Origin of the sequence: Mycobacterium sp. 20KCMC460, from assembly GCF_022179425.1 — a bacterium.
GTDB classification, from domain to species: Bacteria; Actinomycetota; Actinomycetes; order Mycobacteriales; family Mycobacteriaceae; genus Mycobacterium; species Mycobacterium kiyosense.
Genome location: NZ_AP025524.1, coordinates 658,829 through 682,434, shown reverse-complemented (window position 1 = coordinate 682,434; position 23,606 = coordinate 658,829). Strand labels below are relative to the sequence as shown.

At 66.5% G+C, this 23,606-nt stretch carries 27 protein-coding genes; 15 read left to right on the top strand and 12 right to left on the bottom strand.

What is annotated here, in order from left to right:
* Positions 1–60 precede the first annotated feature (60 nt).
* Together MKCMC460_RS03190 and msrA are read left to right on the top strand one after the other, a co-directional pair.
* Positions 61–1,095 (top strand): LLM class flavin-dependent oxidoreductase, encoded by a 1,035-nt coding sequence (locus MKCMC460_RS03190; protein WP_236979973.1) that lies wholly within the window; start codon positions 61–63, stop codon positions 1,093–1,095.
* Between the two features lie 87 nt (positions 1,096–1,182).
* Positions 1,183–1,698 carry a peptide-methionine (S)-S-oxide reductase MsrA gene (msrA, locus tag MKCMC460_RS03185; protein ID WP_236979971.1) on the top strand — a complete coding sequence of 172 codons (516 nt, stop codon included), beginning with the start codon at positions 1,183–1,185 and terminating at the stop codon, positions 1,696–1,698.
* A 180-nt stretch (positions 1,699–1,878) separates the two neighbouring features.
* Here msrA and MKCMC460_RS03180 read toward each other — a convergent pair whose 3' ends face one another.
* Positions 1,879–3,219: a cytochrome P450 gene (locus tag MKCMC460_RS03180; protein ID WP_370653064.1), complete on the bottom strand. Its 1,341-nt coding sequence runs from the start codon at positions 3,217–3,219 to the stop codon at positions 1,879–1,881.
* 137 nt (positions 3,220–3,356) lie between these two features.
* On the opposite strand from MKCMC460_RS03180, the gene MKCMC460_RS03175 reads away from it, so the two are divergent.
* Genes MKCMC460_RS03175 through MKCMC460_RS03165 form a run of 3 tightly spaced genes read left to right on the top strand, consistent with a single transcriptional unit; the run spans position 3,357 to position 5,261 of the window.
* Entirely contained in the window at positions 3,357–3,944 is a 588-nt protein-coding gene (locus MKCMC460_RS03175; RefSeq protein WP_236984579.1) for a TetR/AcrR family transcriptional regulator, read from the top strand.
* Positions 3,945–4,002: 58 nt separating this feature from the next.
* Positions 4,003–4,215, top strand: coding sequence for a molybdopterin-binding protein (locus tag MKCMC460_RS03170; RefSeq protein ID WP_236979969.1), 213 nt, complete (start codon positions 4,003–4,005; stop codon positions 4,213–4,215).
* A 2-nt stretch (positions 4,216–4,217) separates the two neighbouring features.
* Positions 4,218–5,261 carry a zinc-binding dehydrogenase gene (locus MKCMC460_RS03165; RefSeq protein WP_236979967.1) on the top strand — a complete coding sequence of 348 codons (1,044 nt, stop codon included), beginning with the start codon at positions 4,218–4,220 and terminating at the stop codon, positions 5,259–5,261.
* Here MKCMC460_RS03165 and MKCMC460_RS03160 read toward each other — a convergent pair.
* Together MKCMC460_RS03160 and MKCMC460_RS03155 are read right to left on the bottom strand one after the other, a co-directional pair.
* Complete coding sequence (locus MKCMC460_RS03160) at positions 5,258–6,142, bottom strand: alpha/beta fold hydrolase (protein ID WP_236984578.1); 885 nt, start codon at positions 6,140–6,142, stop codon at positions 5,258–5,260. The two genes, MKCMC460_RS03165 and MKCMC460_RS03160, sit on opposite strands and share 4 nt — an antisense overlap.
* Before the next feature lie 18 nt (positions 6,143–6,160).
* On the bottom strand, positions 6,161–7,324 hold the full coding sequence (locus MKCMC460_RS03155; RefSeq protein WP_236984576.1) for a sulfotransferase: 1,164 nt from the start codon (positions 7,322–7,324) through the stop codon (positions 6,161–6,163).
* Between the two features lie 91 nt (positions 7,325–7,415).
* On the opposite strand from MKCMC460_RS03155, the gene MKCMC460_RS03150 reads away from it, so the two are divergent.
* Both MKCMC460_RS03150 and MKCMC460_RS03145 read left to right on the top strand, forming a co-directional pair.
* Positions 7,416–7,991, top strand: coding sequence for a TetR/AcrR family transcriptional regulator (locus MKCMC460_RS03150; protein ID WP_236979965.1), 576 nt, complete (start codon positions 7,416–7,418; stop codon positions 7,989–7,991).
* A complete protein-coding gene (locus MKCMC460_RS03145; RefSeq protein WP_236979963.1) occupies positions 7,988–9,100 on the top strand; it encodes a DUF1214 domain-containing protein in 1,113 nt (370 codons plus the stop codon). Before MKCMC460_RS03150 ends, MKCMC460_RS03145 begins: the two co-directional genes overlap by 4 nt.
* Here the strand turns inward: MKCMC460_RS03145 and MKCMC460_RS03140 are convergent.
* Positions 9,097–10,767 carry a CocE/NonD family hydrolase gene (locus tag MKCMC460_RS03140; protein ID WP_236979961.1) on the bottom strand — a complete coding sequence of 557 codons (1,671 nt, stop codon included), beginning with the start codon at positions 10,765–10,767 and terminating at the stop codon, positions 9,097–9,099. The genes MKCMC460_RS03145 and MKCMC460_RS03140 overlap by 4 nt on opposite strands.
* 81 nt (positions 10,768–10,848) lie before the next feature.
* Between MKCMC460_RS03140 and MKCMC460_RS03135 the strand changes: the two genes are divergently transcribed.
* Complete coding sequence (locus tag MKCMC460_RS03135) at positions 10,849–11,478, top strand: TetR/AcrR family transcriptional regulator (RefSeq protein ID WP_236979954.1); 630 nt, start codon at positions 10,849–10,851, stop codon at positions 11,476–11,478.
* Here MKCMC460_RS03135 and MKCMC460_RS03130 read toward each other — a convergent pair.
* The 4 genes from MKCMC460_RS03130 to MKCMC460_RS03115 form a co-directional block, all read right to left on the bottom strand.
* On the bottom strand, positions 11,475–12,509 hold the full coding sequence (locus MKCMC460_RS03130; protein WP_236979952.1) for an LLM class flavin-dependent oxidoreductase: 1,035 nt from the start codon (positions 12,507–12,509) through the stop codon (positions 11,475–11,477). The genes MKCMC460_RS03135 and MKCMC460_RS03130 overlap by 4 nt on opposite strands.
* The gene (locus MKCMC460_RS03125) at positions 12,509–13,033 is read right to left on the bottom strand and encodes an SRPBCC family protein (protein ID WP_236979950.1); all 525 of its coding nucleotides are present in this window, start codon (positions 13,031–13,033) and stop codon (positions 12,509–12,511) included. The genes MKCMC460_RS03130 and MKCMC460_RS03125 overlap by 1 nt, the downstream gene beginning before the upstream one ends.
* Positions 13,034–13,109: 76 nt before the next feature.
* Positions 13,110–14,222, bottom strand: a complete 1,113-nt coding sequence (locus MKCMC460_RS03120) for an acyl-CoA desaturase (RefSeq protein WP_236979948.1) — start codon at positions 14,220–14,222, stop codon at positions 13,110–13,112.
* Between the two features lie 28 nt (positions 14,223–14,250).
* The gene (locus MKCMC460_RS03115) at positions 14,251–15,339 is read right to left on the bottom strand and encodes a ferredoxin reductase (RefSeq protein WP_236979946.1); all 1,089 of its coding nucleotides are present in this window, start codon (positions 15,337–15,339) and stop codon (positions 14,251–14,253) included.
* Between the two features lie 70 nt (positions 15,340–15,409).
* Here MKCMC460_RS03115 and MKCMC460_RS03110 point away from each other — a divergent pair, with 70 nt between their 5' ends.
* Positions 15,410–16,084, top strand: a complete 675-nt coding sequence (locus tag MKCMC460_RS03110) for a TetR family transcriptional regulator (RefSeq protein WP_236979944.1) — start codon at positions 15,410–15,412, stop codon at positions 16,082–16,084.
* A gap of 1 nt (position 16,085) precedes the next feature.
* Here MKCMC460_RS03110 and MKCMC460_RS03105 read toward each other — a convergent pair whose 3' ends face one another.
* A complete protein-coding gene (locus MKCMC460_RS03105; protein WP_236979942.1) occupies positions 16,086–16,400 on the bottom strand; it encodes a hypothetical protein in 315 nt (104 codons plus the stop codon).
* Positions 16,401–16,439: 39 nt separating this feature from the next.
* Positions 16,440–17,045 carry a GNAT family N-acetyltransferase gene (locus MKCMC460_RS03100; RefSeq protein ID WP_236979940.1) on the bottom strand — a complete coding sequence of 202 codons (606 nt, stop codon included), beginning with the start codon at positions 17,043–17,045 and terminating at the stop codon, positions 16,440–16,442.
* A gap of 124 nt (positions 17,046–17,169) precedes the next feature.
* Here MKCMC460_RS03100 and MKCMC460_RS03095 point away from each other — a divergent pair, with 124 nt between their 5' ends.
* Positions 17,170–18,465: an acyl-CoA dehydrogenase family protein gene (locus MKCMC460_RS03095; protein WP_236979938.1), complete on the top strand. Its 1,296-nt coding sequence runs from the start codon at positions 17,170–17,172 to the stop codon at positions 18,463–18,465.
* Between the two features lie 11 nt (positions 18,466–18,476).
* On the opposite strand, the gene MKCMC460_RS03090 is transcribed toward MKCMC460_RS03095, so the two are convergent.
* Positions 18,477–18,932 carry a MaoC family dehydratase gene (locus MKCMC460_RS03090; RefSeq protein WP_236979936.1) on the bottom strand — a complete coding sequence of 152 codons (456 nt, stop codon included), beginning with the start codon at positions 18,930–18,932 and terminating at the stop codon, positions 18,477–18,479.
* Between the two features lie 35 nt (positions 18,933–18,967).
* Between MKCMC460_RS03090 and MKCMC460_RS03085 the strand changes: the two genes are divergently transcribed.
* From MKCMC460_RS03085 to ag85C, 5 genes are all read left to right on the top strand, one after another.
* On the top strand, positions 18,968–19,465 hold the full coding sequence (locus MKCMC460_RS03085; protein WP_236979934.1) for a metallophosphoesterase: 498 nt from the start codon (positions 18,968–18,970) through the stop codon (positions 19,463–19,465).
* 28 nt (positions 19,466–19,493) lie between these two features.
* On the top strand, positions 19,494–19,946 hold the full coding sequence (locus tag MKCMC460_RS03080; protein WP_236979932.1) for a MarR family winged helix-turn-helix transcriptional regulator: 453 nt from the start codon (positions 19,494–19,496) through the stop codon (positions 19,944–19,946).
* Entirely contained in the window at positions 19,943–20,743 is an 801-nt protein-coding gene (locus MKCMC460_RS03075; RefSeq protein ID WP_236979930.1) for an ATP-binding cassette domain-containing protein, read from the top strand. The genes MKCMC460_RS03080 and MKCMC460_RS03075 overlap by 4 nt, the downstream gene beginning before the upstream one ends.
* Positions 20,733–21,557 (top strand): ABC transporter permease, encoded by an 825-nt coding sequence (locus MKCMC460_RS03070; RefSeq protein ID WP_236979929.1) that lies wholly within the window; start codon positions 20,733–20,735, stop codon positions 21,555–21,557. The genes MKCMC460_RS03075 and MKCMC460_RS03070 overlap by 11 nt, the downstream gene beginning before the upstream one ends.
* 225 nt (positions 21,558–21,782) lie before the next feature.
* The gene (gene ag85C, locus MKCMC460_RS03065) at positions 21,783–22,847 is read left to right on the top strand and encodes an esterase family protein (RefSeq protein WP_236979927.1); all 1,065 of its coding nucleotides are present in this window, start codon (positions 21,783–21,785) and stop codon (positions 22,845–22,847) included.
* A gap of 71 nt (positions 22,848–22,918) precedes the next feature.
* Here the strand turns inward: ag85C and MKCMC460_RS03060 are convergent, their stop codons facing one another.
* Positions 22,919–23,599 carry a YoaK family protein gene (locus tag MKCMC460_RS03060; protein WP_238305304.1) on the bottom strand — a complete coding sequence of 227 codons (681 nt, stop codon included), beginning with the start codon at positions 23,597–23,599 and terminating at the stop codon, positions 22,919–22,921.
* Positions 23,600–23,606 lie beyond the last annotated feature (7 nt).

The following is a 23,606-nucleotide window of genomic DNA, read 5'->3' as shown; positions in this document are numbered from 1 at the left end:
GTTCGAGCCAGCTCGGTTTTAGATACGCACCGTCTCAATGACGAGAAATGGAGGCGCAGCATGAAGGTTGGTATCTCGATGCCGATCCTGAACCAGCCGTACGGCAAGTTCACCGAATTGGCTGCCATAGCCGACGCCGCCGGCTTCGATTCGCTGTGGGATTACGAATTCTTCCGCAATCCCTTCATGATTCACGCCACCTGCGCGGGATCGACGACGCAGATCAGGCATGCGACCGGCATCGCCACCGCCTGTAGTCGCAGCCCGTTCGCGATGGCCAACGCCGCAGCCGACCTCGACGAACTGACCAACGGTCGCGCACTCATCGGCCTGGCCAACGGCGGCGCGATGTGGACCGATGTGTTCAACGGCGCCGACATCACCCACCCACTGCCGCGCATCCGGGAGTACATCGAGGTGATGCGGGCGCACTGGAAGCACCTCGGCGACGGCGAGCCGTTCAGCTACGAAGGCAAGTTCTACAAAGCCGCCAGCCCGGCGTTCAACCCCTGGGGCGTACGGCAGCTGGTTCGACCGCAGATCCCGATCTTCCTGTCGGTCGTGCGGCCCCGGATGCTGCGGCTGGCCGGTGAGATCGCTGACGGCGCACTGGGTTACATGGCTACTCCGCGCTACTTCAACGAGATCTATCGCCCGCAGGTGGCGGCCGGCGCCGAGGCGGCCGGACGCGCGCCCAGCGATGTCGAGATCGCCGCGCTCGTCATCTGCAGCGTGTCCGAGGATCGTGCGGAGGCAATGCGTCGAGCACGCATTCAGGTGGGGAACTACATCTGCTTTCCCGGCGCCGATCCGATGGTTCAGTTCGAGGGGCTCACCGAGGAACGCGACGCGATACTGACCAAGCTGCTCACCGAGGGAGTAACGGCTTTCGACGACATTCCAGAAAACGTGGTCAAAACCTTCGCGATCTGCGGAACCCCCGAGGAAGGTCGCGAGCAGATCGCGCAATTCGAAGGAGCGCTCGACCACATCGTGCTGCACACGCCCTACGTACCTCCGCTGGAGGCGGCCGCGAGCGAAGACGCGTTTCGCAACACGGTGGCAGCTCTGGCTCCCGCGACTGCGGGGGCGTGAGCTCTCGAACCCGAGACCGCAAACGCGGCTAGGCTTGGCTGTGCCGATGAGGTGGACCACGATTCCCGAGCGCGAAGAGGACCACAGATGACTAGCACACAACGAGCAGTTCTCGCCGGCGGCTGCTTCTGGGGCATGCAAGATCTAATCCGTAGGCAACCCGGCGTGGTGTCCACGCGGGTCGGCTACAGCGGTGGCGACGTTCCCAACGCGACGTATCGCAACCACGGGACGCACGCCGAGGCCGTCGAGATCATCTTCGACCCGAGCGTCACCGACTTCCGCACACTGCTGGAGTTCTTCTTTCAGATCCACGACCCGACCACCAAGGACCGGCAGGGCAACGACCGCGGCCCCAGCTACCGATCAGCGATCTTCTACACCGACGAGGAGCAGAAGCGGATCGCGCTGGACACCATCGCCGATGTCGATGCCTCCGGGCTGTGGCCGGGCAAGGTGGTGACCGAGGTCAGCCCGGTCGGGGATTTCTGGGAGGCCGAGCCCGAGCACCAGGACTACCTGCTGCGCTATCCGCACGGCTACACCTGCCACTTCGTGCGGCCAGGGTGGAAGCTGCCGCGACGGGCCGACGCCAGCCGGTAGGCGCTGTCTTCCCGAGATCCAGCGTGAACTGACGGACTTGGGTGTGCAGCTGTGGCGTTACGAGTGAAGCTGCGGCGAGAATTCAGCGATTTTCCCGCCCCACATACACTTTCGACGCCATAGCTTCACGCGCAAAGCCCTGAATACACGCTCGATGCCGTAGCCGCACACGCGAAGGACTCAGCGGCGGCGGTGCACGACGACGCGGCCGCCCTTCTTCGGCACGAACGCGACGCCACGGTTGTACGGTCGTTCACCCGGTGCGTCTGTGATTTCAAAGGTGAAGTCGCGCAGCACGGTTCGCAGCACCACGTCCATCTCCATATTGGCGAACGCAGCCCCCACGCAGCGACGGGTGCCGCCGCCGAACGGTATCCACGCGAACGACGACGGCTTGGACTCGATGAATCGGCGCGGGTCGAAGCGCTCCGGGTCGGGAAACGCTGCCGGGTTCTTGTGGATCTGCGATATGCACGTCATAACCGAATACCCCTGCGGGATGGTCCATTCGCCGAGCCGATACACCGGGACGTTGACGTTGCGGGCGGCGAAGTCGATGACGTTGCCGACCCGCTGGACTTCCCAGATGGTCGCCTGGCGTAGCTCGCTGCCGCCCTCGTCGGCCTCCGCGACCAGCGCCGCCAACACCTCGGGGTGCCGGGTCAGCCGCTCGAACGCCCACGCCAACGTCGACGCCGTGGTTTCGTGACCGGCGGCCAGCAGGGTGAGCAGCTCGTCCCCGATGTCCTTGCGGGACATGACCGTACCGTCGTCGTACGTGCTGCGCAGCAGCAATGCCAGCACATCGGTGCGGTCGGCGAAGTTCGGATCGGCGCGCTCGTCAGCGATCAGCTTGTCGATGACATCGTCGTACAGTCGCCGCCACCGTGCCATCCGGCCCCACGGGCTGAAACGGCCGTAGCTACGTTTGGTCTGGGGCATCAGCGCCATCTTCGAACCGAGGGTGACCCAGGGCGGGATGATGCGGCGCAGCTCGTCGAGTTCGGCTCCGTCGGCGCCGAAAATCGCGCGCAGGATCGCGTTGAGCGTGATGCGGTTCATCGAGGGCAGCGTCTCGAACGGCCGGCCTTCGGGCCAGTTGGCCGTCTCGCGCAACGTCTCCTCTTCGATGACGGCCTCGTAGTTCTTCATCGCCTTGCCGTGGAAGGGCGGTGCCAGCAGGCGGCGGCGGCGACGGTGGTCGTCGCGGTCGAGGGCGAAGACCGAGCCCGACCCGAACAGTCGGCTCAAGTTGGGCTGGATGTTGCCCAGCTCCTCGGGGCTGGTGGTGAACAGCTGCTTGGCCAGCTGCGGGTCGGCGACCACCACCACGTTCCCGAAGACCGGAATCCGCACCATGAAGACCGGGCCGTGCCGCTGTGTCATGCGCTCCATGAACCAACGGCGCGGAAAGGTGAAACCGATGCCCTGCAACAGCTTTGGCCCCCGGACCGCCGGGGGCAGCCGGAGGTCCGCCACGGCGGGGGCGGTTGCCACGCCGCTCACAGCTTCGGTGCTCATTAGTGTCTGCGCTCCCAATCCGCCCGAATCCATCGGTGGTACCACGGCGTACCACGGGGCATTGCAGGTACGGTACTCTGTGGTACCAAACCTGACAAGAAGGGGCGCCGGTGACCGTCGCGGCTGGCAGTGCCGATCTGGCCGACGGCACCGTCGCCGACCCATTTAGGCTCCGACTGCTCGACGGCCTGGCGGCATCGATCGGGGAGCGCGGATATCGCGCCACCACCGTGGCCGACATCGTGCGCCACGCGCGCACCTCCAAGCGCACCTTCTACGACCAGTTCCCGAGCAAGGAGCAGTGCTTCCTGGAACTGCTGCAAGTCGAGATCCAGGTGATGGCGCAAGACATCCGGGCCGCAGTCGACCCCGAAGCCGACTGGCACCACCAGATTCGTCAGGCGGTGGAAGGCTACGTCGGTCACATCGAGTCCCGACCCGCCATCACGTTGAGCTGGATCCGCGAGTTCACCTACCTGGGCGAGGTCGCCCGGCCGGTGCAGCGCCAGAGCCTGGAATTGCTGACCAATCTGCTCGTCGGTCTCAGCGGCAGCCCGGGTTTCCAGCGCGCGGGTTTGCCGCCGCTCACCGAACCGCTGGCGGTAATCCTGGTCGGCGGCCTGCGCGAACTCGTCGCCCTCGCCGTCGAGGACGGCAGGCCACCCAGGGAAATCGTCGAGCCGGCTGTGGACGCCTCGATAGCCCTATTGGGCCCCCGGCACTGAGCAGGCCGGGAGTTAGGCTCGACCGGTCCCGATCATCGATCATCGGAGGAGCCCGACTATGCGCCTATCCACCCGCAACCAGCTCAAGGGAACCATCACCGAAGTCGACCTGGGCACCGTGATGGCGATCGTCAAGGTCCGCCTCGACGGCGGCGAACAGGTCGTCACCTCTTCGATCACCAAGGATGCCGCGGTCGAACTCGGCCTGCGGGTCGGGCAGCCCGCGACGGTGTTCGTCAAGTCCACCGAAGTGACGATCGGCGTCGAATAGCCATGGCGCCCACCATGCGCGCCGAGCGGTTCTATGCTGGCACCAAAACCGTTGCGCTCGAAGATGTTCCGATCCCACGGCCCGGCCCCGGCGAAGTCCTGGTCAAGGTTGCGTTCTGCGGCATCTGCCACTCGGATTTAAGTCTGATCAACGGAACCTTTCCCGCCCAGGCGCCGGTGGTCACCCAGGGGCACGAAGCGTCCGGCACCATCGCCGAGCTCGGCCCCGGGGTGACGGGCTGGGCCGAGGGCGACCGGGTGGTGGTGGCCGCCGGCCGCCCCTGCCAGCGCTGCCCCAACTGCCGTCGCGGCGACGTGGTGAACTGTTTGCGAATTCAGTTGATGGCCTTCGCTTATGACGGCGCGTGGGCCGAATACACGCTGGCCCAGGCGGCGGGTCTGACCCGCGTCCCGGACAACGTTCCGTTGGAACAGGCCGCGATCCTGGCCGACGCGGTCTCCACCCCGTTCGGTGCCGTGGTGCGCACCGGCAAGGTCGCCGTCGGGGAATCGGTCGGGGTGTGGGGTGTCGGCGGTGTGGGCACGCATATCGTCCAGCTCGCCAAACTCGTTGGGGCCGTTCCGGTGATCGCGCTGGACATCAACCCGGCGGTATTGGAGCGGGCGCTGCAGATCGGTGCGGACTATGCGTTCGACACCCGCGATGACGCGCTGCCCGACAAGCTCGCCGAGGTCACCGGCGGCCGGTTGCTCGATGTCGCGTTCGACGCCGTCGGACTCAAGGCCACGTTCGAGCAGGCGCTGGCCGCACTGACGGCCGGCGGCAGGCTGGTCGGGGTGGGCATGAGTGCGGAGTCACCGACCGTCGGCCCGACCGCCATGTTCGGGTTGACCCGCAAACAGGTGCTGGGCCACCTCGGCTACCAGAACGTCGACATCGAGACCCTGGCCAAGCTGGTTTCGTTTGGGCGGCTTGACCTTTCGCGTTCCATCAGCGAAGTGGTAGCCCTCGAAGACATTCATGAGGGCATCGAGAAGCTGGAGCGTCAGGACGGCAACCCGATCCGGATCCTGGTCCGCCCTTAGAGCAGCAGGAACGCGCGGACCCGGTCCAGCACCAGATCCGGCCGCTGATCGACGATCCAATGACCGACACCGGGAACCAGCTCGACCTCGAAATCGCTGATGTGATCCTCATATCCGTCGGTGCCGTCTGGGGTCATCACCGGATCCTCGGTGCCGGTCAGCCAGCGAACCGGGACGTCGACGCGGGCGTCGCTGTATTCGCCGCGCAACCAGCGCAGCAACTCCTTGGTCTGAAACGAGCGGTACCAACGGGATCCGGCCTCGGCGTGGCCGGGCTGGTTCATGCACTCGCTGTACATCTGCACCTCGTCGTCGGGCAACGTATAGCCGCCGCCCACCCACGACCCGAGGATGCGCAGAAACAGCGAGCCGGGCCTGCTGACCAGCCGCGGGCCAATCCGCGGCAACGACATTGGAATTTGATACCAGAACCGCCAGATCTTGCCCAGCGCCGCGAGATCGCGTTTGACGAAGGGCGCCGCCGTGTTGCAGCCGAAAAACCCGGTCACCTTCTCCGGGTGGCGCAGCATCATGATGAACGCGACAGGTCCGCCCCAGTCGTGCGCGACGAGCTTGACCTTGTCGATGCCCAACGCGTCCAGCACGCCGGCCAGGTCGTCGGCCATCTCGCTCTTGAGGTACTGCGAGTTCGGCGCCGAACTCCAGCCGGCACCGCGCAGGTCGGGGCAGAGCACACGGTAGCCGTCGGCGGCCAGGGGTCCGATCAGCGCGTGCCACTCCCACCAGTTCTGCGGAAAGCCGTGCACCAGCATCACTGCCGGGCCGTCGGCGGGACCGGCGTCGGCAACATGGATGGTGACCCCGCCACCGAGATCCACGTAGCGGTGTTCGACGCCGTCGAGTTCGGGCATGGTGACCATGCTGGACAAACCTAGTCCTCAGGTCAGGAATCGCTCAACGTAGGGAGCAAAGCGCTCCCGCAGTTCTTCTTCGTCCAGCCCGAACATCTCGCAGGAGGTCTCGACGCTGCCCAGCCGGCCCCGCTCGTGGCCGGCCAGGTAGGCACCGACGGCGCTGCGCACGTCGTCGTCGAACGGCTCGTCGGCCAGCGCGTATACCCGTTTGGCGACACCGAGTTCGTCGGCCATGAAGGTGTCGAACCGGATGTCGATGGACCGGTCGTGACCGATCGTGTCGCGGTCGCGGACCAGCGCGCCCAGCATCGCCTCGAGGCGGTCGATCCAGTAGTCCGCGATCTGCCGCACCGGCACCGGCGAGCGGTGCATGCGCGCCGAGTAGGTGATCATGGCGATCATCGACAGCGCCACCGGCACCGGGTCGCGGTGGGTGAAAACGACGATGCTGTCCGGGAATACGCGATCGAGCACCGGCACCTGCTCGAGATGTTGGGGAGACTTGAGCAGCCAGCGCCGGCCGCCGCGCAGGAACTGCATTGCCTTGAGTTGGCGCGCCAGGTACTCGTAATGCGGGGTCTGGTCGTGGCTCTGGTAGTAGTCCCGCCAGCGCGGCACGTGGCCCAGCGTCTCGAACAGCATGGTGGAGAAGTCGTTGGCCAGCAGCTGGATCTCTTCGTGCACGTGGTCGGTGGTCATCTCGTGCATCAGCGCGAAATGCGGCATCACCAGGTTGATCACGCTGACCGCGACATCCATGCGGGCCCGCCGCGGATCGGGCTCGACCCCGGCCTCGGACGGCAACGGAAACGGCTCGTTGCTCTCCCAGTACGGCATGGTGCGAAAGGTGGGCGCCGCCGCCAGCAGGTTGTGCAGGTGGGTGGTGCCGGTGCGCGGCAGGCCGGCGATGACCACCGGGGAGTGCAGCTCGATGTCGTCGATCTCGGGGTGCCGGCGCATCAGGTCGGTCAGCAGCAACCGGTTCTTGAGCAGCTGCAGCAGCTGGCCGTAGAAGTTGACCACCCCGGCGTCGTGCAGGCCGTCGATCTCCCGCAGGGCGGCGAGGTAGACGTCCAGTCGTTCGCGGTAGTCGTCGGCGCCGAAGTCGGACAGGCCGGTGTCGGCGCTGGCTTGGGCGTGCAGGGCGGCGGAATCCAGCGGACAGTTCGCGGCCATGCCGGCCATCATGTCCAGGATCGGCTGTGCCTCGGCGCTGAACCGGGGCTGCTCCAGATCGTCGAGGCGGGTCACGGCGACTTATGTTACCGTGGGTTTCGTAATGGTTCTAGATCTGGGTCGGCCCCGCGATCCGCGCATCGACGCGGCGGTGCTCAACGCCACGGTCGAACTGCTCGCCGAGACCGGTTACCCCGGCCTGCTGGTCTCGGCGATCGCCGAGCGTGCCGGCACCAGCAAGCCCGCGATTTACCGTCGCTGGCCCAGTAAGGCGCACCTGGTGCACGAGGCGGTGTTCCCGATCGGCGTTGCCACCGAAATCCCGCACACCGGAACGCTTTCCGATGATCTGCGCGAGATGGTGCGGCGTACCACGGCCGTACTGACCACCCCGGCGGCCACGGCGGCGCTGCCCGGCCTGATCGCCGAGATGGCCGCCGACCCGACATTGCATGCGGCGCTGCTGGAACGATTCGCCGGCCTCTTCGCCGGCGGGCTGGCCGAGCGGCTGCACAGCGCCGCCGCCCGTGGCGAGGTGCGCCCCGACGTGTCGGCTACCGACCTGGCCGAGGCGATCGCCGGTCTGACGTTGATCGCCCTACTCACCCGCATCAGCGAACTCGACGACGCCTGGGTCGATCGCACCACCACATTGCTCCTGAAAGGAATCGGCACATGACACACGAATCCACCACGGCGTGGAAAGAGCTGCTGGCCACCCTCGGCGATCTGGACCGCGGATTCCTCGAGGGCGACAAGGCGGTCACCGACGACCGCCATATCGCCGACGGCTACCGCATGCTGGCCACCACGCTGGGCGTCGCGCTGGACACCTACTTGTTCACCGAACCCGGCCGCCCGCAGTTCTTCGCCGTCAACACGCCGTTCCGCCGCGACCGCCGCTGGGGCGGTGACAACACCGACGCCTACTACTACTGCTGCCCGGTCGATCCGCAACGGCGCTACCGGGTCAGCGGCAACAAGGGTGACAGCGTGTATTTCTCGCTGACCGCCTACAACGAACCCTCGCCCGGCGCCTGGTCGGACCGGGTCGTCTCGATCGTCCGCGACACCGACCTCGACGTCGACGCCGACGGCAACTTCAGCTTCGAGTTCCCGCCGACACCCGACGCGGCGGTACTGATGACGCGGGACTACCAGGCCGACCCGTCGACCGGCCGCCCCGTCACCTGGAACATCGCGGCGCTCGACGATCCCGACCCGATCCGGCACGGTGACGCCGAGACGGCGCAACGGCTGCGGGCGGTGACCACGTGGCTGCGCACCATGTTCGCGATCGTGCCGCTGGCGGTGGGAACCCGCGCTGAGGACCAGCATGCGCTGGGGCACGAAGTGGCTTACACGGCAAATGAATTCGCCGATCCCTACCAGGTTCCCGACGCCAACTTCGGCTGGTCGGCGCGCGACGCGTGTTATGCCTACGGCAGTTTCGTGCTCCAGGACGACGAGGCCCTGGTGATCACGCACCGGCCGCCGGCGTGCCGGTTCTGGAATCTGGTGGTGTGGAACCAGTTCATGGCCACCTACGGCGCGTCGGAGGGACCCGACATTCGCTGTTCGATCAACTGCCACAGTGCGATACCCAACGCCGACGGCTCGGTGACCGTCGTGTTGGCCAAAGAGCGCACTGCACACCCGAATTCGCTGACGACCCTGGGCTACCCGCAGGGCAACCTGGCCTTCCGATGGTTCCTCGCCGATGGCGTGCCGGAGCGGCCGGCGGTGCAATTCGTGAAGGCGATCGACGCGCCGACCGACGTGTCTTAGCGGACAACCGGAATTCGGAGCAGCGACTGACGCTCGCCGCCCCAGTGGATGCTGATCCTGCCACGGTGGTTCGACCGGTAGTGCGCCGGGAAGTGCCCGAACCATGGATTCCGCGGTTGGGGGTAGCGACCGGCGATGACCAACCGCAGCGACTCTCCGGCACGGAACAATGTCGCCGACGCTGACAACGGAATCTGCACCGCCACAACGTCGTCGGCTTGTAGCGGCATGCGGGTGCGGAACGTGTGCTCGGGTTCATACGGGTGGCTCGCCGCCGCGTCGGGTTCGCGCAGCGAGAGCCGCAGCTGGCCCGACGCGACACGGTCGCGGCCATAGCCGTAGGAGCCCTCGAAGGGAACGTAGCGCGAACCGATCCATTTCTCCACTCCGACAAAGACATCGGCCTCGGGTGCGCCGTGCGCCGATACCCACAGCTGCAGGCTCATCGGCCCGGTTATCTCGGTGTCCTCGGAGAACACATGGGTAAAGGCCACTGCGCCGCGACGAGCCCTGAAGGTCGCATTGCCCTTGGGGGCAACGATTTCGGATAGCGCACCTCCGTCGCCGAGGTGCAAGTCTTGCCACTGCGTGCGGGCGAGCGGCCACTCGCTTTCGCTGCGCACCGCGACCACGTCCGTCCGGTTCTCGCGTACTTCCAGCCGCACGCGCGGCGGCTCGGGCACGTCGAGTCCGCGCAGGTAGCGGTCGAAGAACGCGAGCTGGGTTCGCTTCGCGTCCTCGCCATAGAAGACGGCCCATTTCGCCCCGCGGTGCGTGTAGGCAAAGCGATCAGCGGACCCAGCCTCTTGGAAGGCGCGCATCGATCCGCGGCTGTGCAGGTTGCTATCGGAAAAGCTGGTGCACACCAGCATCGGGACGGTGATCTTCGGGAGGTCGGGTGTGATGGACGACCACCACTCGTCGCGCAGGGGGTGCTGTGGGCGCTGCTTACCGAAATCGGTGCTCAACCGAGCCCGACGCTTGGTGACGGTCTGCCAGATTCGCGAGAAGCCATTCTCCGGGATACCCCCGGGCGTCATCAAGTCCCGGTAGGCGTCGGCGAACCCCTCCCACGGGCAGATCGCCTTCAGGCTCGGCGGATTCAGCGCCGCCACCTTGTATTGCGACATGGCAAGGTAGGACACCCCCAGCATGCCCACGCTGCCGGTGCACCAGGGTTGACATGCGGCCCACTCGATCAGCTGGTAGTTGTCGTCGGCCTCCTGGTCGGAGAACAGCGACCCCACGCCCTCGGAGCTGCCCGCGCCCCGGGTGTCCGCATTGATCACGGCGTATCCGTGCTGCGTCCACCAGACCGGATCGGGCGCCTCCCAATTGGTTTCGCTGGACAAGCTCAGCGGCTCGGGCTGATTCATCACCCGGTACTGCACGTTGACCGACCAGCCGTTGCGGGTCTTCTTGGGCAGCGCGTCCTTGTTGTAGGGGTGCGCGGACAGGATGACCGGGAACGGCCCGTCACCGGCCGGACGGTAGACGTTGACCCGAAGGCGAACACCGTCGGCCATCGGAACCGCGACGTCGTGATCCTTGACCAGGTCCGCGGGCGCCGGTGTCACGGTCACTGGGGGCCGGAGAGCGGCCTTGATCCTGCCGCGAGCGTAGGCGAATTCGCCGGGCCGCCGCCAGGGTCGATCTTTGACTGCCATTTCTGCCTCTGCTTTCATGCTTTTAAGTGCCACTCTAATGCATTTGATGGTCACTCTAATCCATGAGCTAGGCTGGTGTCCATGGTCGAAAAGGACGCCGCCACCGTGAGCAGGCAACAGCAGGTCGGGGCCATGGCCCGCCAGGAGACTCGCCGGAGGTTGCTGATCGCCGCCGGGGAGGAGTTCGAAGCGCGCGGCTACCAGGCGGCCACCGTGAGCAGGATCGCCGAGCGTGCCGGTGTCACGGTGCAAACCCTCTACCTGGCGTGGGGCAACAAGCGATCGTTGCTGCGTGCCTACCTGGAGTCCAGACTCACCGGCGGCGGACAGGATCCCGGTGCAGTCGTCGAACGCTTCGCGGGCAAGCCACCCCGGGAGGTTGTCGACGAGCTCGCCGCGCTCGTCGCCGAAATCGCCGACCGTGCAGCCATCGGGTGGAAGCTCTACCGGGACGCCTCGGCGGTGGATCCCGAGATTGCCGCCGACTGGGACGAGTTGCAGTCCCTGCGCCGAACGACGATCGACAGAGCACTGCGAAACATCCCCGCCGGCGCGCTGCGCGCTGGCATCGCTCGCCGCGAGGCCGTCGACACAGCATGGGCCATCGTCAGTCCGGAGTGTTATGAGCTGCTGGTGGCGCGGCGCGGTTACACACTGGATCAGTTTCAGAACTGGATGCGTCAGACGCTGCGGGCCGCGCTCCTGCGTTAGCCGCGGATCAGCTCGATCGCACGGCCCAGGGTCTCCAGCTTGGCGTCGAGCGTGTCCCCCGCCGGGTACAGCCGCACCGTGTTTACGCCCGCCTCTCGCCAATCCGCAAGGCGCGCAACCACCATCGCTTCGGTTCCGATCAGCGTGGTGGCCAATACCATCTCGTCGGTGATCAGCGCGGTCGCACCCGACCGGTCGCCGGCCTGCCAACGCGACCGCACCGCTTCGGCGACCTCGCTCCAACCCTGCCGGCTGTAGGCCCGGTTGTAGTAGTTGGTGCTCGCCGACCCCATGCCGCCGAGGCTGAAGGCCAGCTCGGTCTTGCGTGCCGCGACCATGCCCCGTAGTTCGTCCTCATCGCGGGCGAACGCGACCTCGGCACCCTGGCAGATGTCGATATCCGCGCGGGTCCGCCCGGCCGCGGCCAGGCCGTCGTCGAGGTGGGCGAAATATGCCTGCCCGGCGCCTTCGGGCACGAAACTGGTGCCCAGCCAGCCGTCGGCGATCCGCCCGGTCAGCCGCAGCATCGCCGGTGACAAGGTGGCCAGATAGATCGGGATCGGGTGCTCGGTGCGGGTCGACAACCGCATCGGCTTCGCCTCACCCGGACGGGGTATCTGAAACTCCTTGCCGGAGTAGGAGATTTTGCCGCCCGCGAACGCCTCGCGGATGATGTCGACGGTTTCGCGGACACGCGCCAGCGGCCCCGCGAACGAGACGCCGTGCAGCCCTTCGATCACCTGCGGACCCGAGGCGCCCAGGCCGAGCAGGAACCGACCCGACGACAGGTTGGCCAAGGTGATAGCGGTCTGGGCGACCAGCACCGGTGAGCGGGTGCCGACCTGCAGCACGCCCGAGCCGAGCAGCATTCGTTCGGTGCGCGCCGCCAGGAAGCCCAGTGCGGAAACCGCGTCGGCTCCCCACGCCTCGGCGACCCAGCACACGTCCAGGCCCAGCTTTTCGGCCTCGACCACGAATTCCACCGTCTCGGCCGGCGCCACCGACAGCTCGACCGTCGTGGCGGTGCGCATCAGCGCACCCCGTGCTCGGCCAGCCTCTTGATCGCGGCCAGGGTCTTGTCGATGGCGGCTTCGAACTCGCGCAGCCGCACGAACACGATCTTCTGTTCCTTGTCGGGCATCGCGTCGATCGCGGTGGACAATCCGGAGCGGCCCGGACCCAGCTGCGTCCAGTACGACAGCGTGGTGCCGCCGTCCTGCGGTGTCAGGCTGAACCGCCAGGTCGCGGCGGGGCATTCGGGTTCGCCTACCGCCCAACTGAATTCGCGTGGTTGGTCACACGAGACGATCTGCGAGATGCTGCTCCACTTGCCGAATGCGTCGTGTTCGTTGTAGCCGACGAAACGGGCGCCGACCCGCGGGCCGGTCACACCGTCGAGCCATTCGACGCGTTGCAGTTCGTTGCTCAGGGTCGGCATCAGCTCGATGTCGGAGACCAGATCCCACACTCGCTGCGGATCGGCGTCGATCCATGTCGAGGCTTGCACGGTCGGGTTGTCCGCATAACGCGCGCCGGTCCACTCCACCCCACCCATTAAAGACCTCGAAGCCCGGGGTTTCGACAACGCGAGCCCCGGGCTTCGTAGGTCAATGTCGTAGGTCAGCGGGTCTTCATGCAGCGACCGGCTCCAGTTCGACGCTGCCGGACTTCTTGGCCTTGGCGTTCGGCAGCCAGGAGTCCGGGACACTGAGCCGGACGATCTTGCGCACGACCGTGCCGAACTGCCGCAGCAACGGACCCTTGTTGTACGGGATTCCGTACCGCTCGCAGATCTCCTGCACCTCGGGCGCAATCTCGGCGTAGCGGCGGGCCGGCATGTCGGGGAATAAGTGGTGCTCGATCTGGTGCGACAGGTTGCCCGACAGCAGGTGGAAGAGCTTGCCGCCGGTCAGGTTCGCCGAGCCCAGCACCTGGCGGAAGTACCACTGGCCGCGGGTCTCGTCCTTGGTCTCCTCGACGGTGAACTCCTGGGTGCCGTCCGGAAAGTGCCCGCAGAAGATGATCATGTACGACCACACGTTGCGCATCAGGTTGGCGGTCAGGTTGCCGCTGAGCACGAACGGCGCGAACGGGCCGGCCAGCAGCGGGAACGCGACGTAGTCCTTGAGGGTCTGCCGGCGGGTCTTGGCCCAGATCTCCTTGAGCGTCTGTTTCTTGTCGCGCAGCCGGATCTCGCCGGAGCGAATCCGCTCGGTTTCCAGCTCGTGCAGCGCGACGCCGTACTGGAACAGCACCATCAGCAGGAACGCGTAGACCGGGTTGCCCAGGAAGTACGGCTCCCACTTCTGGTCTTCGCTCATCCGCAGGATGCCGTAGCCCACGTCGCGGTCCATGCCGACGATGTTGGTGTGGGTGTGGTGCATGTAGTTGTGCGAGTGCCGCCACTGGTCAGCCGGGCAGGCGGTGTCCCACTCGAAGTCGTTGCCGGAGATCGTCGGGTCACGCATCCAGTCGTACTGGCCGTGCATGATGTTGTGGCCGATCTCCATGTTGTCCATGATCTTCGCGATGCCCAGCATCCCGGTGCCCAACAGCCACGCCGGCGGCAGGAAGAGCAGCGCGCGGCCGCCCACCTCCAGGGCACGTTGCGCCTTGATGACCTTGCGGATGTACTCCGCATCCTGTTCGCCGAGGTCGGCCATCACCCGTTCCTTGATGGCGTCGAGTTCGCGGCCGAACTCGTCGGCTTGTTCCTTGGTGAGGGTGATCTTGTTCTGTGTCATGGCTTTTGCTCCCTTTGATTCGGCGTGGTCAGAGGGCGATCTCGACGTCACCGACGGGCACGGTGACGCAGATCTGGACGTTCTCGTCGGGCTGGGTCGAGACGGCACCGGTGATCAGGTTGCGCACGGTGCCGGAGGTCTTGCGGCGGGTGCAGGTGTGGCAGATACCCATCCGGCATCCGTTCTTGGGCGCCAAGCCGGCCGACTCGGCCTGCTCGAGGATCGACCGGCCGTCGTCTTCGACGTCCACCTTGCTGTCCCCGAAGCTGACTCGACCACCCGTCGGGTTGGCCGGCACTTCGATCACCGGCGGCGTGAAGCTTTCGGTGAACACCTTTTCACAGTTCGCCGCGGCACACTGTGCCCGGACGGCGTCGACCAAAGCGGTTGGCCCGCAGACGAACACCGCGTCGGGTGCGTCCATCGCGATGGCCAGGTGTTCGGCACCGAACCGGCCCTCGAGGTCGCCGGCACCGGATCGGGTGTAGCCGTGCAGCACCCGCACACCGGGCATCATCGCCAGCTCGTCGCGATAGCAGGCTTCCGCGGCGGTCCGGGCGTAGTGCACGAAGGCGATCTCGCCGGGGTGCCCTTCGGCGACCAGCGTGCGCAGCATCGCCATGACGGGCGTGATGCCGCTGCCGCCGGAGACGAACAGGATCCGCCGCGGCCGCTGGTCGGGCAACACGAAGTCGCCTCCGACGCCGTCCAGGCCGACCACCATGCCGCGACGGGCCTGCTCATACAGGTAGGTCGAGACCAGCCCGCCATCGTGGACGCCGATGGTCAGCTCGAGTTGCGAGCTGCCCTCGACGTTGGCCGGCGAGTAGCACCGGGAGTGCATGCGGCCGTCGATCTCGACGGTCACGTTGACGAACTGCCCGGCTTTGACGGTGTGGCGTTCGGTGAACGCGTCGTTCGGGGCCAGCGTCAGGGTGACGCTGCGCGGCGTCGTCCGCCGGACGTCGATCACCTTGGCGCGGGCGTCGCCCGACGTCCACGTCGGCTCGACAAGCTCGGTGTAGCGGTCGACGCCGTGCGGGCCGGTGAGGACGTCGACCAGGCTTGAACTCAGGACTCGCTTCGCGACCGTCCGAGTGAAAGTTTGAGTGAACATATGTACACCGTGACATCGGTCGGTGCAGGTGGTCAAGGGTTTTCTTGCCTTCTGTGTTACGGTTCACATAGTGAACAGTCGTACTCCTAGCTCACACTCGCGGCGCACCAGCCGGGAGAAGAACCGCGACGGGGGCTCACGCGAAGAACGCAAGGAAGCCACCCGGCGGGCCATCATCGCCGCGGCCCTGAAGTTGCTCAACGAGCGCAGCTTCAGCGGCCTGAGCCTGCGCGAGGTCACCCGTGAAGCCGGGATCGTGCCCGCCGCGTTCTACCGCCACTTCGACTCGATGGAGGCACTCGGGCTGGTCCTGATCGACGAATCGTTCCGCAGCCTGCGCGACACGTTGCGGGGCGCGCGGGCCGGCAAACTCGACCCGAACCGGGTGATCGAATCGTCGGTGGAGATCCTGATCGGCAGCGTCGCCGAACAACGCGAACACTGGCGCTTCATCTCGCGCGAGCGCTCTACCGGACTCTCGGTGCTGCGCTACGCCATCCGCACCGAAATCCGGCTCATCACCTCCGAACTGGCCACCGACCTGGCCCGCTTCCCGCGGCTCAACGAATGGAGCACCGAGGATCTCAACGTGCTGGCAAGCCTTTTCGTCAACGCGATGATCGTGACCGCCGAGGCCATCGAGGACGCGCAGAGCGCCGAGGCGCTCGAAGAGATCCACCGGATCGCGGTCAAGCAGCTGCGCATGATCGCGATCGGCGTCGCGAGGTGGAAGAGCGAAACCTAGCTCATTCGTCGACGACGGTGAACAGCGAGCTGCCGTCCTCGGGGGTGCCGTCGATCTGGCCCCGGTGCACACCACCGGGCAGCTCGTCGGTCAGGTCGGGATCGGTGCGAGCGGGCCGAATCTCGTCGGGCTCCTCCGCGGCGAGCTTCTGGTCCAGCGATTCGCCTTCCCGCTCCTCGCGCGCCGTCATGCCGAACTTGTCGGCCTCGCTCCAGTCGTCGGGCGGGTCGACGACGATGTCGCCGTCGTCGTTGCGCACCTCGTCCGAATCGGTGGACTCACTCGGGTCCAGGGTGTCGTCAGGGCCGGTTGCCATGCGCGATTGGTTGCCCAGGCCGCTGACGGCTAAACCCGCTCAACGCGGATCACGCCACATCGCCCACAATGTGGGCCCGCCGTCGGGAACCTCGAGCTCTCCGGTGACCCGGAACCCGAAACGCTGGTAATACGGCACATTCTCGGGCTTGGAGGACTCCAGATAGGCCGGACAGTACTCGGCGTCGCAGCGCTGCAGGCGGGATCGCATCAGCACCTGGCCGAAGCCCTGGCCGCGCACCGACGGGTCGCTGCCGATCGCCGCGAGGTACCAGTGCGGCTCTTCGGGATGTGCGCGCTTCATCAGCTCCTGCACAGCGCGACCGCGAGCGGATTTAGCGCCGAACACCCGCAGGAACGTCGGGATCTGCGCCAGCTGCGCCCGGCCCGACTCCCGCCACCGGTTCGGCGGATCCCACAGGGCGGCCGCACCGATCTCCGGCCCGTCGCAGGCCACTTCGACGCCACCACCGGCCAGATGGTGATGACGGGTCATGGTGGCGAACACGCGACCCAGGTGCCGGCGCCGCTTGTCGTCGTCGGGCAGAATCCACATCGCCACCGGATCGTCGTAGAACGCCCGGCCCAGGGTTTGGCCCAGCTCGCGGACATCGGATTTGCGCGCCGGACGCGCTTGCGGGGTCACCTCACTCACCGTAGGTGCGCGGCCGCCAAGGAGCCAGCAGCGCCGGCACATACGATGGACTGGCTTGAACCAGCTTCATCGGAGATGCCGGCGCGGCGTTGCGCCGGGGAAACGGCGGCACCAGGTGTGGGACTTCGAGACCGATCCGGAATATCAGGCGAAGCTCGACTGGGTCGAAGAGTTCATGGTCAGCGAACTCGAGCCGCTGGACCTGGTGGCACTCGACCCGTACGACAAGCAGAACGCCGAGATGGTGGCGATCCTGCGCCCGTTGCAGCAGCGGGTGAAGGAGCAGGGCCTGTGGGCCGCGCACCTGACGCCCGATCTCGGCGGGCAGGGTTTCGGTCAGGTCAAGCTGGCGCTGCTCAACGAGATCCTGGGCCGTTCCCGGTGGGCTCCCTCGGTGTTCGGTTGCCAGGCACCGGATTCGGGCAACGCCGAGATCCTGGCGCTGTTCGGCACCGAACAGCAGAAGGCCCGGTACCTGCAGCCGCTGCTGGACGGCGAGATCACGTCCTGCTATTCGATGACCGAGCCGCAGGGCGGATCGGACCCGGGGCTGTTCGTCACCTCGGCCAAGCGCGACGGTGACGATTGGATCATCAACGGCGAGAAGTGGTTTTCCACCAACGCCAAGCACGCGTCGTTCTTCATCGTCATGGCGGTCACCAACCCCGAAGGCCGTACCTACCAGAAGATGTCGCTGTTCATCGTGCCGGCCGAGACACCCGGTATCGAGATCATCCGCAATGTCGGGGTCGGCGCCGAGTCGTCGAAACGAGCCACCCACGCCTACGTTCGCTACCGCGACGTCCGGGTGCCCGCCGACCATGTGCTCGGCGGCGAGGGACAGGCGTTCATGATCGCCCAGACCCGCCTCGGCGGGGGCCGCATCCATCACGCGATGCGCACAATCGCGTTGGCGCGCCGGGCATTCGACATGATGTGCGAGCGCGCGGTGTCACGGCAGACCCGGCACGGCCGGTTGTCGGATTTCCAGATGACCCAGGAGAAAATCGCCGACAGCTGGATCCAGATCGAGCAGTTCCGGCTGCTGGTGCTGCGCACCGCCTGGCTGATCGACAAGCACCACGACTATCAGAAGGTGCGCCGCGACATCGCGGCGGTGAAGGTCGCGATGCCGCAGGTGCTGCACGACGTCGCGCAGCGGGCGCTGCACCTGCACGGCGCCCTGGGCGTCTCCGACGAGATGCCGTTCGTCAAGATGCTGGTGGCCGCCGAGTCGCTGGGCATCGCCGACGGCGCCACCGAGCTGCACAAGATGACGGTGGCCCGCCGCACGCTGCGCGAATATCAGCCTGTGACAACGCCTTTCCCGTCCCAACACATACCGACCCGCAAGGCCGAAGCCGAGGCGCGACTGGCCGCCCGACTGGAACACGCGATCGCCGAGTTCTGAGGCTCGCCACCCTAGGTGACGTAGCGAATGATGCTTTCGGCGACACAGGCCGGCTTGGCCGCCCCGTCGATCTCGATGGTGGTCGACAGGATGCCCTGCACCGCGCCGTTACCGAGGTCGTCGACGCTCACCAGCGAGCTCGTCGCGCGTACCCGGGAACCCACCGGAACCGGTGACGGGAAGCGAACCTTGTTGAGGCCGTAGTTGATCGCCAGCTTGACGCCGTTGACGGTGTAGATCTCGTGGTGCAGTCGCGGTAGCAGCGACAAGGTCATGAAACCGTGGGCGATGGTCGTCCCGAACGGCCCCGTGGCGGCTCGCTCCGGGTCGACGTGGATCCACTGGTGGTCGCCGGTCGCGTCGGCGAACAGGTTGACCTCTTCCTGGCTGATCGTCACCCAGTCGCTCTGCCCGAGCGTCTCGCCCGCCGCGGCGGCGAAGTCGGCGACTGACTCGAAGGTGCGCATGGATCAATCCTCTCGTACGGGTATCCATAGAACTTATGCGGCTGCTCTTAATCGCTGACACGCACGTCCCCAAACGGGCACGCGACCTGCCTGCCGAGGTGTGGGATCAGGTCGCTGCCGCCGACGTCGTCATCCATGCCGGCGATTGGGTGGTGCCCGGGCTGCTCGACGAACTCGAAGCCAGGTCACGCCGCCTCGTGGCCTGCTGGGGCAACAACGACGGCCCCGAGTTGCGCGCGCGGCTACCCGAGCGCGCCGATGTGGTGCTGGCCGGGCTGCGTTTCACCGTGGTACACGAGACCGGTGCCGCGGCCGGTCGCGACGCGCGCATGTCGCGGCTCTACCCCGACACCGACGTGCTGGTCTTCGGCCACAGCCACCTCCCGTGGGACACCACTTCGCAGACCGGCCTGCGGCTGCTGAACCCGGGCTCGCCGACGGATCGCCGCAGGCAGCCGCACTGCACCTATGTGACCGCCACCGCACACAACGGCGCGCTGACCGACGTCGTTCTACACAGGATCAATAAATAGCTCGGCTACAGAGGTATTATGGCGGGCAGTGAGCACGCACACCGATCTCGCCGCCGACATTCCGCGGACCCTGGGCAGGTTCCGCCGCCAGCTGCGACGCGCGGTGGGCACCTGGTACTCACCCGGGCGGCTGTCGGAGTCGCAGGCCGAGTTGCTGCGGCTGGTCTCCCACCGGCCGGGCGTCTCGGTCAGCGTCGCCGCCGCCGAACTCGGGCTGGTGCCCAACACCGCCTCCACCCTGGTGACCAAACTGTGCTGCGCGGGCCTGTTGGAACGTACCCCCGATCCTGCCGACCGCCGGGTCAGCAGGTTACGGCTCACCGAGTCGGCCCAGCAGGTGATGGACGCGACGGCGCACCTGCGGCGTGCGGTGCTCACCGACCTGCTCGACGAGCTTGACGAGCACCAAATCGGGGTATTGGCCCAGGGATTGGAGGTCCTCGAAACGATGACCAAAATGCTGCAGGAACGAAAGCCATGACCGCGGCCATCGACTGCCGGCACCTGACCTATCGCTACGGTCAACACCTCGCCGTCGACGACGTGACCTTCGACGTACAGCCCGGCGAGACGATGGGTCTGCTCGGCCCCAACGGTGCCGGCAAGACGACCGTGGTGCGGGTGCTGACCACGCTGGCTCCGGTCCAGGACGGCGAACTGAGCATTTTCGGGATGGATGCGCGGCGGCAGACCATCGACATCCGCAGCAATATCGGCTATGTGCCGCAACAACTTTCGATCGAAACCGCGTTGACCGGCCGGCAGAACGTGGAGTGGTTCGCCCGGTTGTACGGCGTTCCCCGCGCCGAGCGCACCGACCGGGTGGAGCAGGCGCTGGCCGCCATGGACCTGCTCGACGTGGCCGACAAGCTCGCGTCGAGCTTCTCCGGCGGCATGGTCCGCCGACTCGAAGTGGCACAAGCGCTGGTGAACCGCCCGTCGTTGCTGGTGCTCGACGAGCCGACGGTGGGCCTGGATCCGATTGCGCGCGACGGGGTCTGGACGCAGGTCAAGAGCATGCAGGAGATGTTCGGCATGACCGTACTGTTGACCACCCACTACATGGAGGAAGCCGACGCGCTGTGTGATCGGGTCGCGCTGATGCACCACGGTGCGCTGCAGGCGGTGGGAACGCCGGATGAGCTGAAGGCCACCGTGTCGCCAACCGCAACCCTCGAAGACGTATTCCGTCACTACGCCGCGTCAGGACTGGACGCCGGGCCGGCGGACATGCGCGAAATCCGGTCCAGCAGAAGGACAGCACGCCATGTCGGCTGAGCGCGCCGCCACCCCGCCGATGAACCTGGTCCACGCCCCGCGCGGACTCGACCGGGTCCGGGCGACCGCGAGCCGGGTCGGCGCCTTCGCGATCGTCGAGCTGCAGAAGCTGCGTCACGACCGCACCGAACTCGTGACCCGGATGGTGCAACCCGCGCTCTGGCTGCTGATCTTCGGAACCACGTTCAGCCACCTGCGCGTCATCGACACCGGAAACGTTTCCTATCTGGCTTTTCTCGCGCCGGGCATCATCGCGCAGTCGGCGCTGTTCATTTCCATCTTCTATGGCATCCAGATCATCTGGGATCGCGATGCCGGGGTGTTGGCCAAGCTGATGGTGACGCCGGCGCCCGCGTCGGCGCTGATCACCGGCAAGGCATTCGCCGCCGGAGTGCGGTCGGTGGCCCAGGTCGTCGGTGTACTGGCGCTGGCGTACCTGATGCGAATCGGGTTGACGGTCAACCCGATTCGCATCCTTGCGGCGATGGCCGCCGTGATGCTCGGCGCCGCGTTCTTCGCCTGCCTGTCCATGACGCTGGCCGGGCTGGTGCGCAGCCGTGACCGGCTGATGGGCATCGGCCAGGCGATCACGATGCCGCTGTTCTTCGCGTCCAACGCGCTCTACCCGGTGGATGTGATGCCGGGCTGGCTGCACGCGCTGAGCAAGGTCAACCCACTGAGTTACGAGGTGGATGTGCTGCGGTCGCTGTTGATCGGCACCCCATTCCACCTGGTGGACGTCGCGGTGCTGCTGGTTGCGCCGGTGATCGGCGTCGTCACGGCGTCAAAGGTGTTGCGGCGCCTGGTCGCATAGCTAGTCACGTGGTGGCGTTGTGCCGAAATGCATTCGGCTGCAAATCGTTATCGCAACGCGACCACCCGCGTACGGAGTCCTGCCCGATTCCTAATCGTTAGCCAACCGCGACATGGCGGTACGGCCGCGACAGCCGGACTGTGTCTGCCAACTGTGTTTCACTCGCCCAGAACAGATTCGACCGCACCGAGCGGCAGACGAAATTTACGGGATGGGTAGGGAGCGATGTCGTTCTTGAAAGAGATGCGAAAGCTGCGTGGCGCCGCCGAAACCATGCCCCGCAGGCTGACGATCGCGGCCGTGGGTGCTGCCTTGCTGGCCGGTCTCGTCGGCGCGGTCGGCGCAACAAGCCCCGCGAGTGCGTTCTCCCGGCCGGGCCTGCCGGTCGAAAGCCTGCAGATCCCGTCACCGTCGATGGGCCGCAACATCAAGGTCCAGTTCCAGGGCGGCGGCGCGCACGCCGTCTACCTGCTCGACGGCCTGCGCGCCCAGGACGACTACAGCGGCTGGGACATCAACACCCCCGCGTTCGAGGAGTTCTACGGTTCCGGGCTGTCGGTGATCATGCCCGTGGGCGGCCAGTCCAGCTTCTACAGCGACTGGTACCAGCCCTCGCAGGGCAACGGCCAGGGGTACACCTACAAGTGGGAGACCTTCCTGACCCGGGAGATGCCGGCCTGGCTGCAGGCCAACAAGGGCGTCTCACCGGCCGGCAACGCGGCCGTCGGCCTTTCCATGTCGGGCGGTTCGGCGCTGATCCTGGCGGCCTACTACCCGCAGATGTTCCCCTACGCCGCGTCGCTGTCGGGCTTCCTGAACCCGTCCGAAGGGTGGTGGCCGACGCTGATCGGCCTGGCGATGACCGACTCGGGCGGGTACAACGCCAACAGCATGTGGGGGCCGTCCACCGACCCGGCCTGGAAGCGCAACGACCCCATGGTGCAGATTCCGCGGCTGGTCGCCAACAACACCCGGATCTGGGTCTACTGCGGCAACGGCACCCCCAGCGACCTCGGCGGTGACAACATGCCGGCGAAGTTCCTCGAGGGCCTCACGCTGCGCACCAACCAGCAGTTCCAGCAGACCTACGCCGCCACCGGCGGGCGCAACGGCGTGTTCCAGTTCCCCAGCAACGGCACCCACTCCTGGAACTACTGGAACCAGCAGCTGATGGCGATGAAGCCCGACATGCTGGCCGTCCTCAATGCGGTCAACACACCCCCGCCGCCCGCGCCGGCTGCCCCCGGCGCTCCGGCTGCCCCCGGCGCGCCGGGCCAACCGGCAACCTAACCCCCGCAAGCCACATCGGCAGCAGCGCAACGGCCAGCGCTGCTGCCGATGTTTTTTAACCGACGCCCGAGCTAATCCAGCAGACCGCGCCGGTCGGCGTGCAGGTAGGTGTAACAGGTGGTCACCGCGCAGACGAAGGCCGCGACACCCAGCATCTGGGTGCCGCTGACCACCAGGCTGACCGCGCCACCGATGGTCGCGCCCAGCATGAAGCTGGCGAGCAGCAGGAAATATCCCAGCCAGTCCTCGATCTTTCCGCCGGCCAGGTGCCGTTCGATGCCCTGGCCCATCTTGACCAGCGTGCCGGTCACATAGCTCAGCGGCACCGACACTTCGCCGTCCTTGACGAACGAGGTGTTCAACGCGCCGATCCCGAACACCACGCACATGATCGGCACGAAATCGAGCAGGGTTGCGTCCCAGCCGTCCAGCACGATGTCCAAGCCGGTGGCGAATACCAGCGAAAACGTGGTCAACACGGTCGGACCGTGCGGGTGCGCCACCCAGTACCGTCGCCGACACACCGAGGAGACCACCACGCCGGTCAGGAAGCAGAGCAGCAACGTGCCTGCGGTTATCGACAGCCAGACGTCGCCGCGGAACACGCCCAGCACCGCGCGCTGGGCGTTGCCGGTCATGAACGTCACGAAGTAACCCGCGGAGTGGGTGAACGCGGTGGCGCCGATCACCCCGGCCAGCGCGGCCAGCACCCAGGACAGTCTGGCTTCGCTGTCGTAGATCTCCTTCTGCACAGCAGCA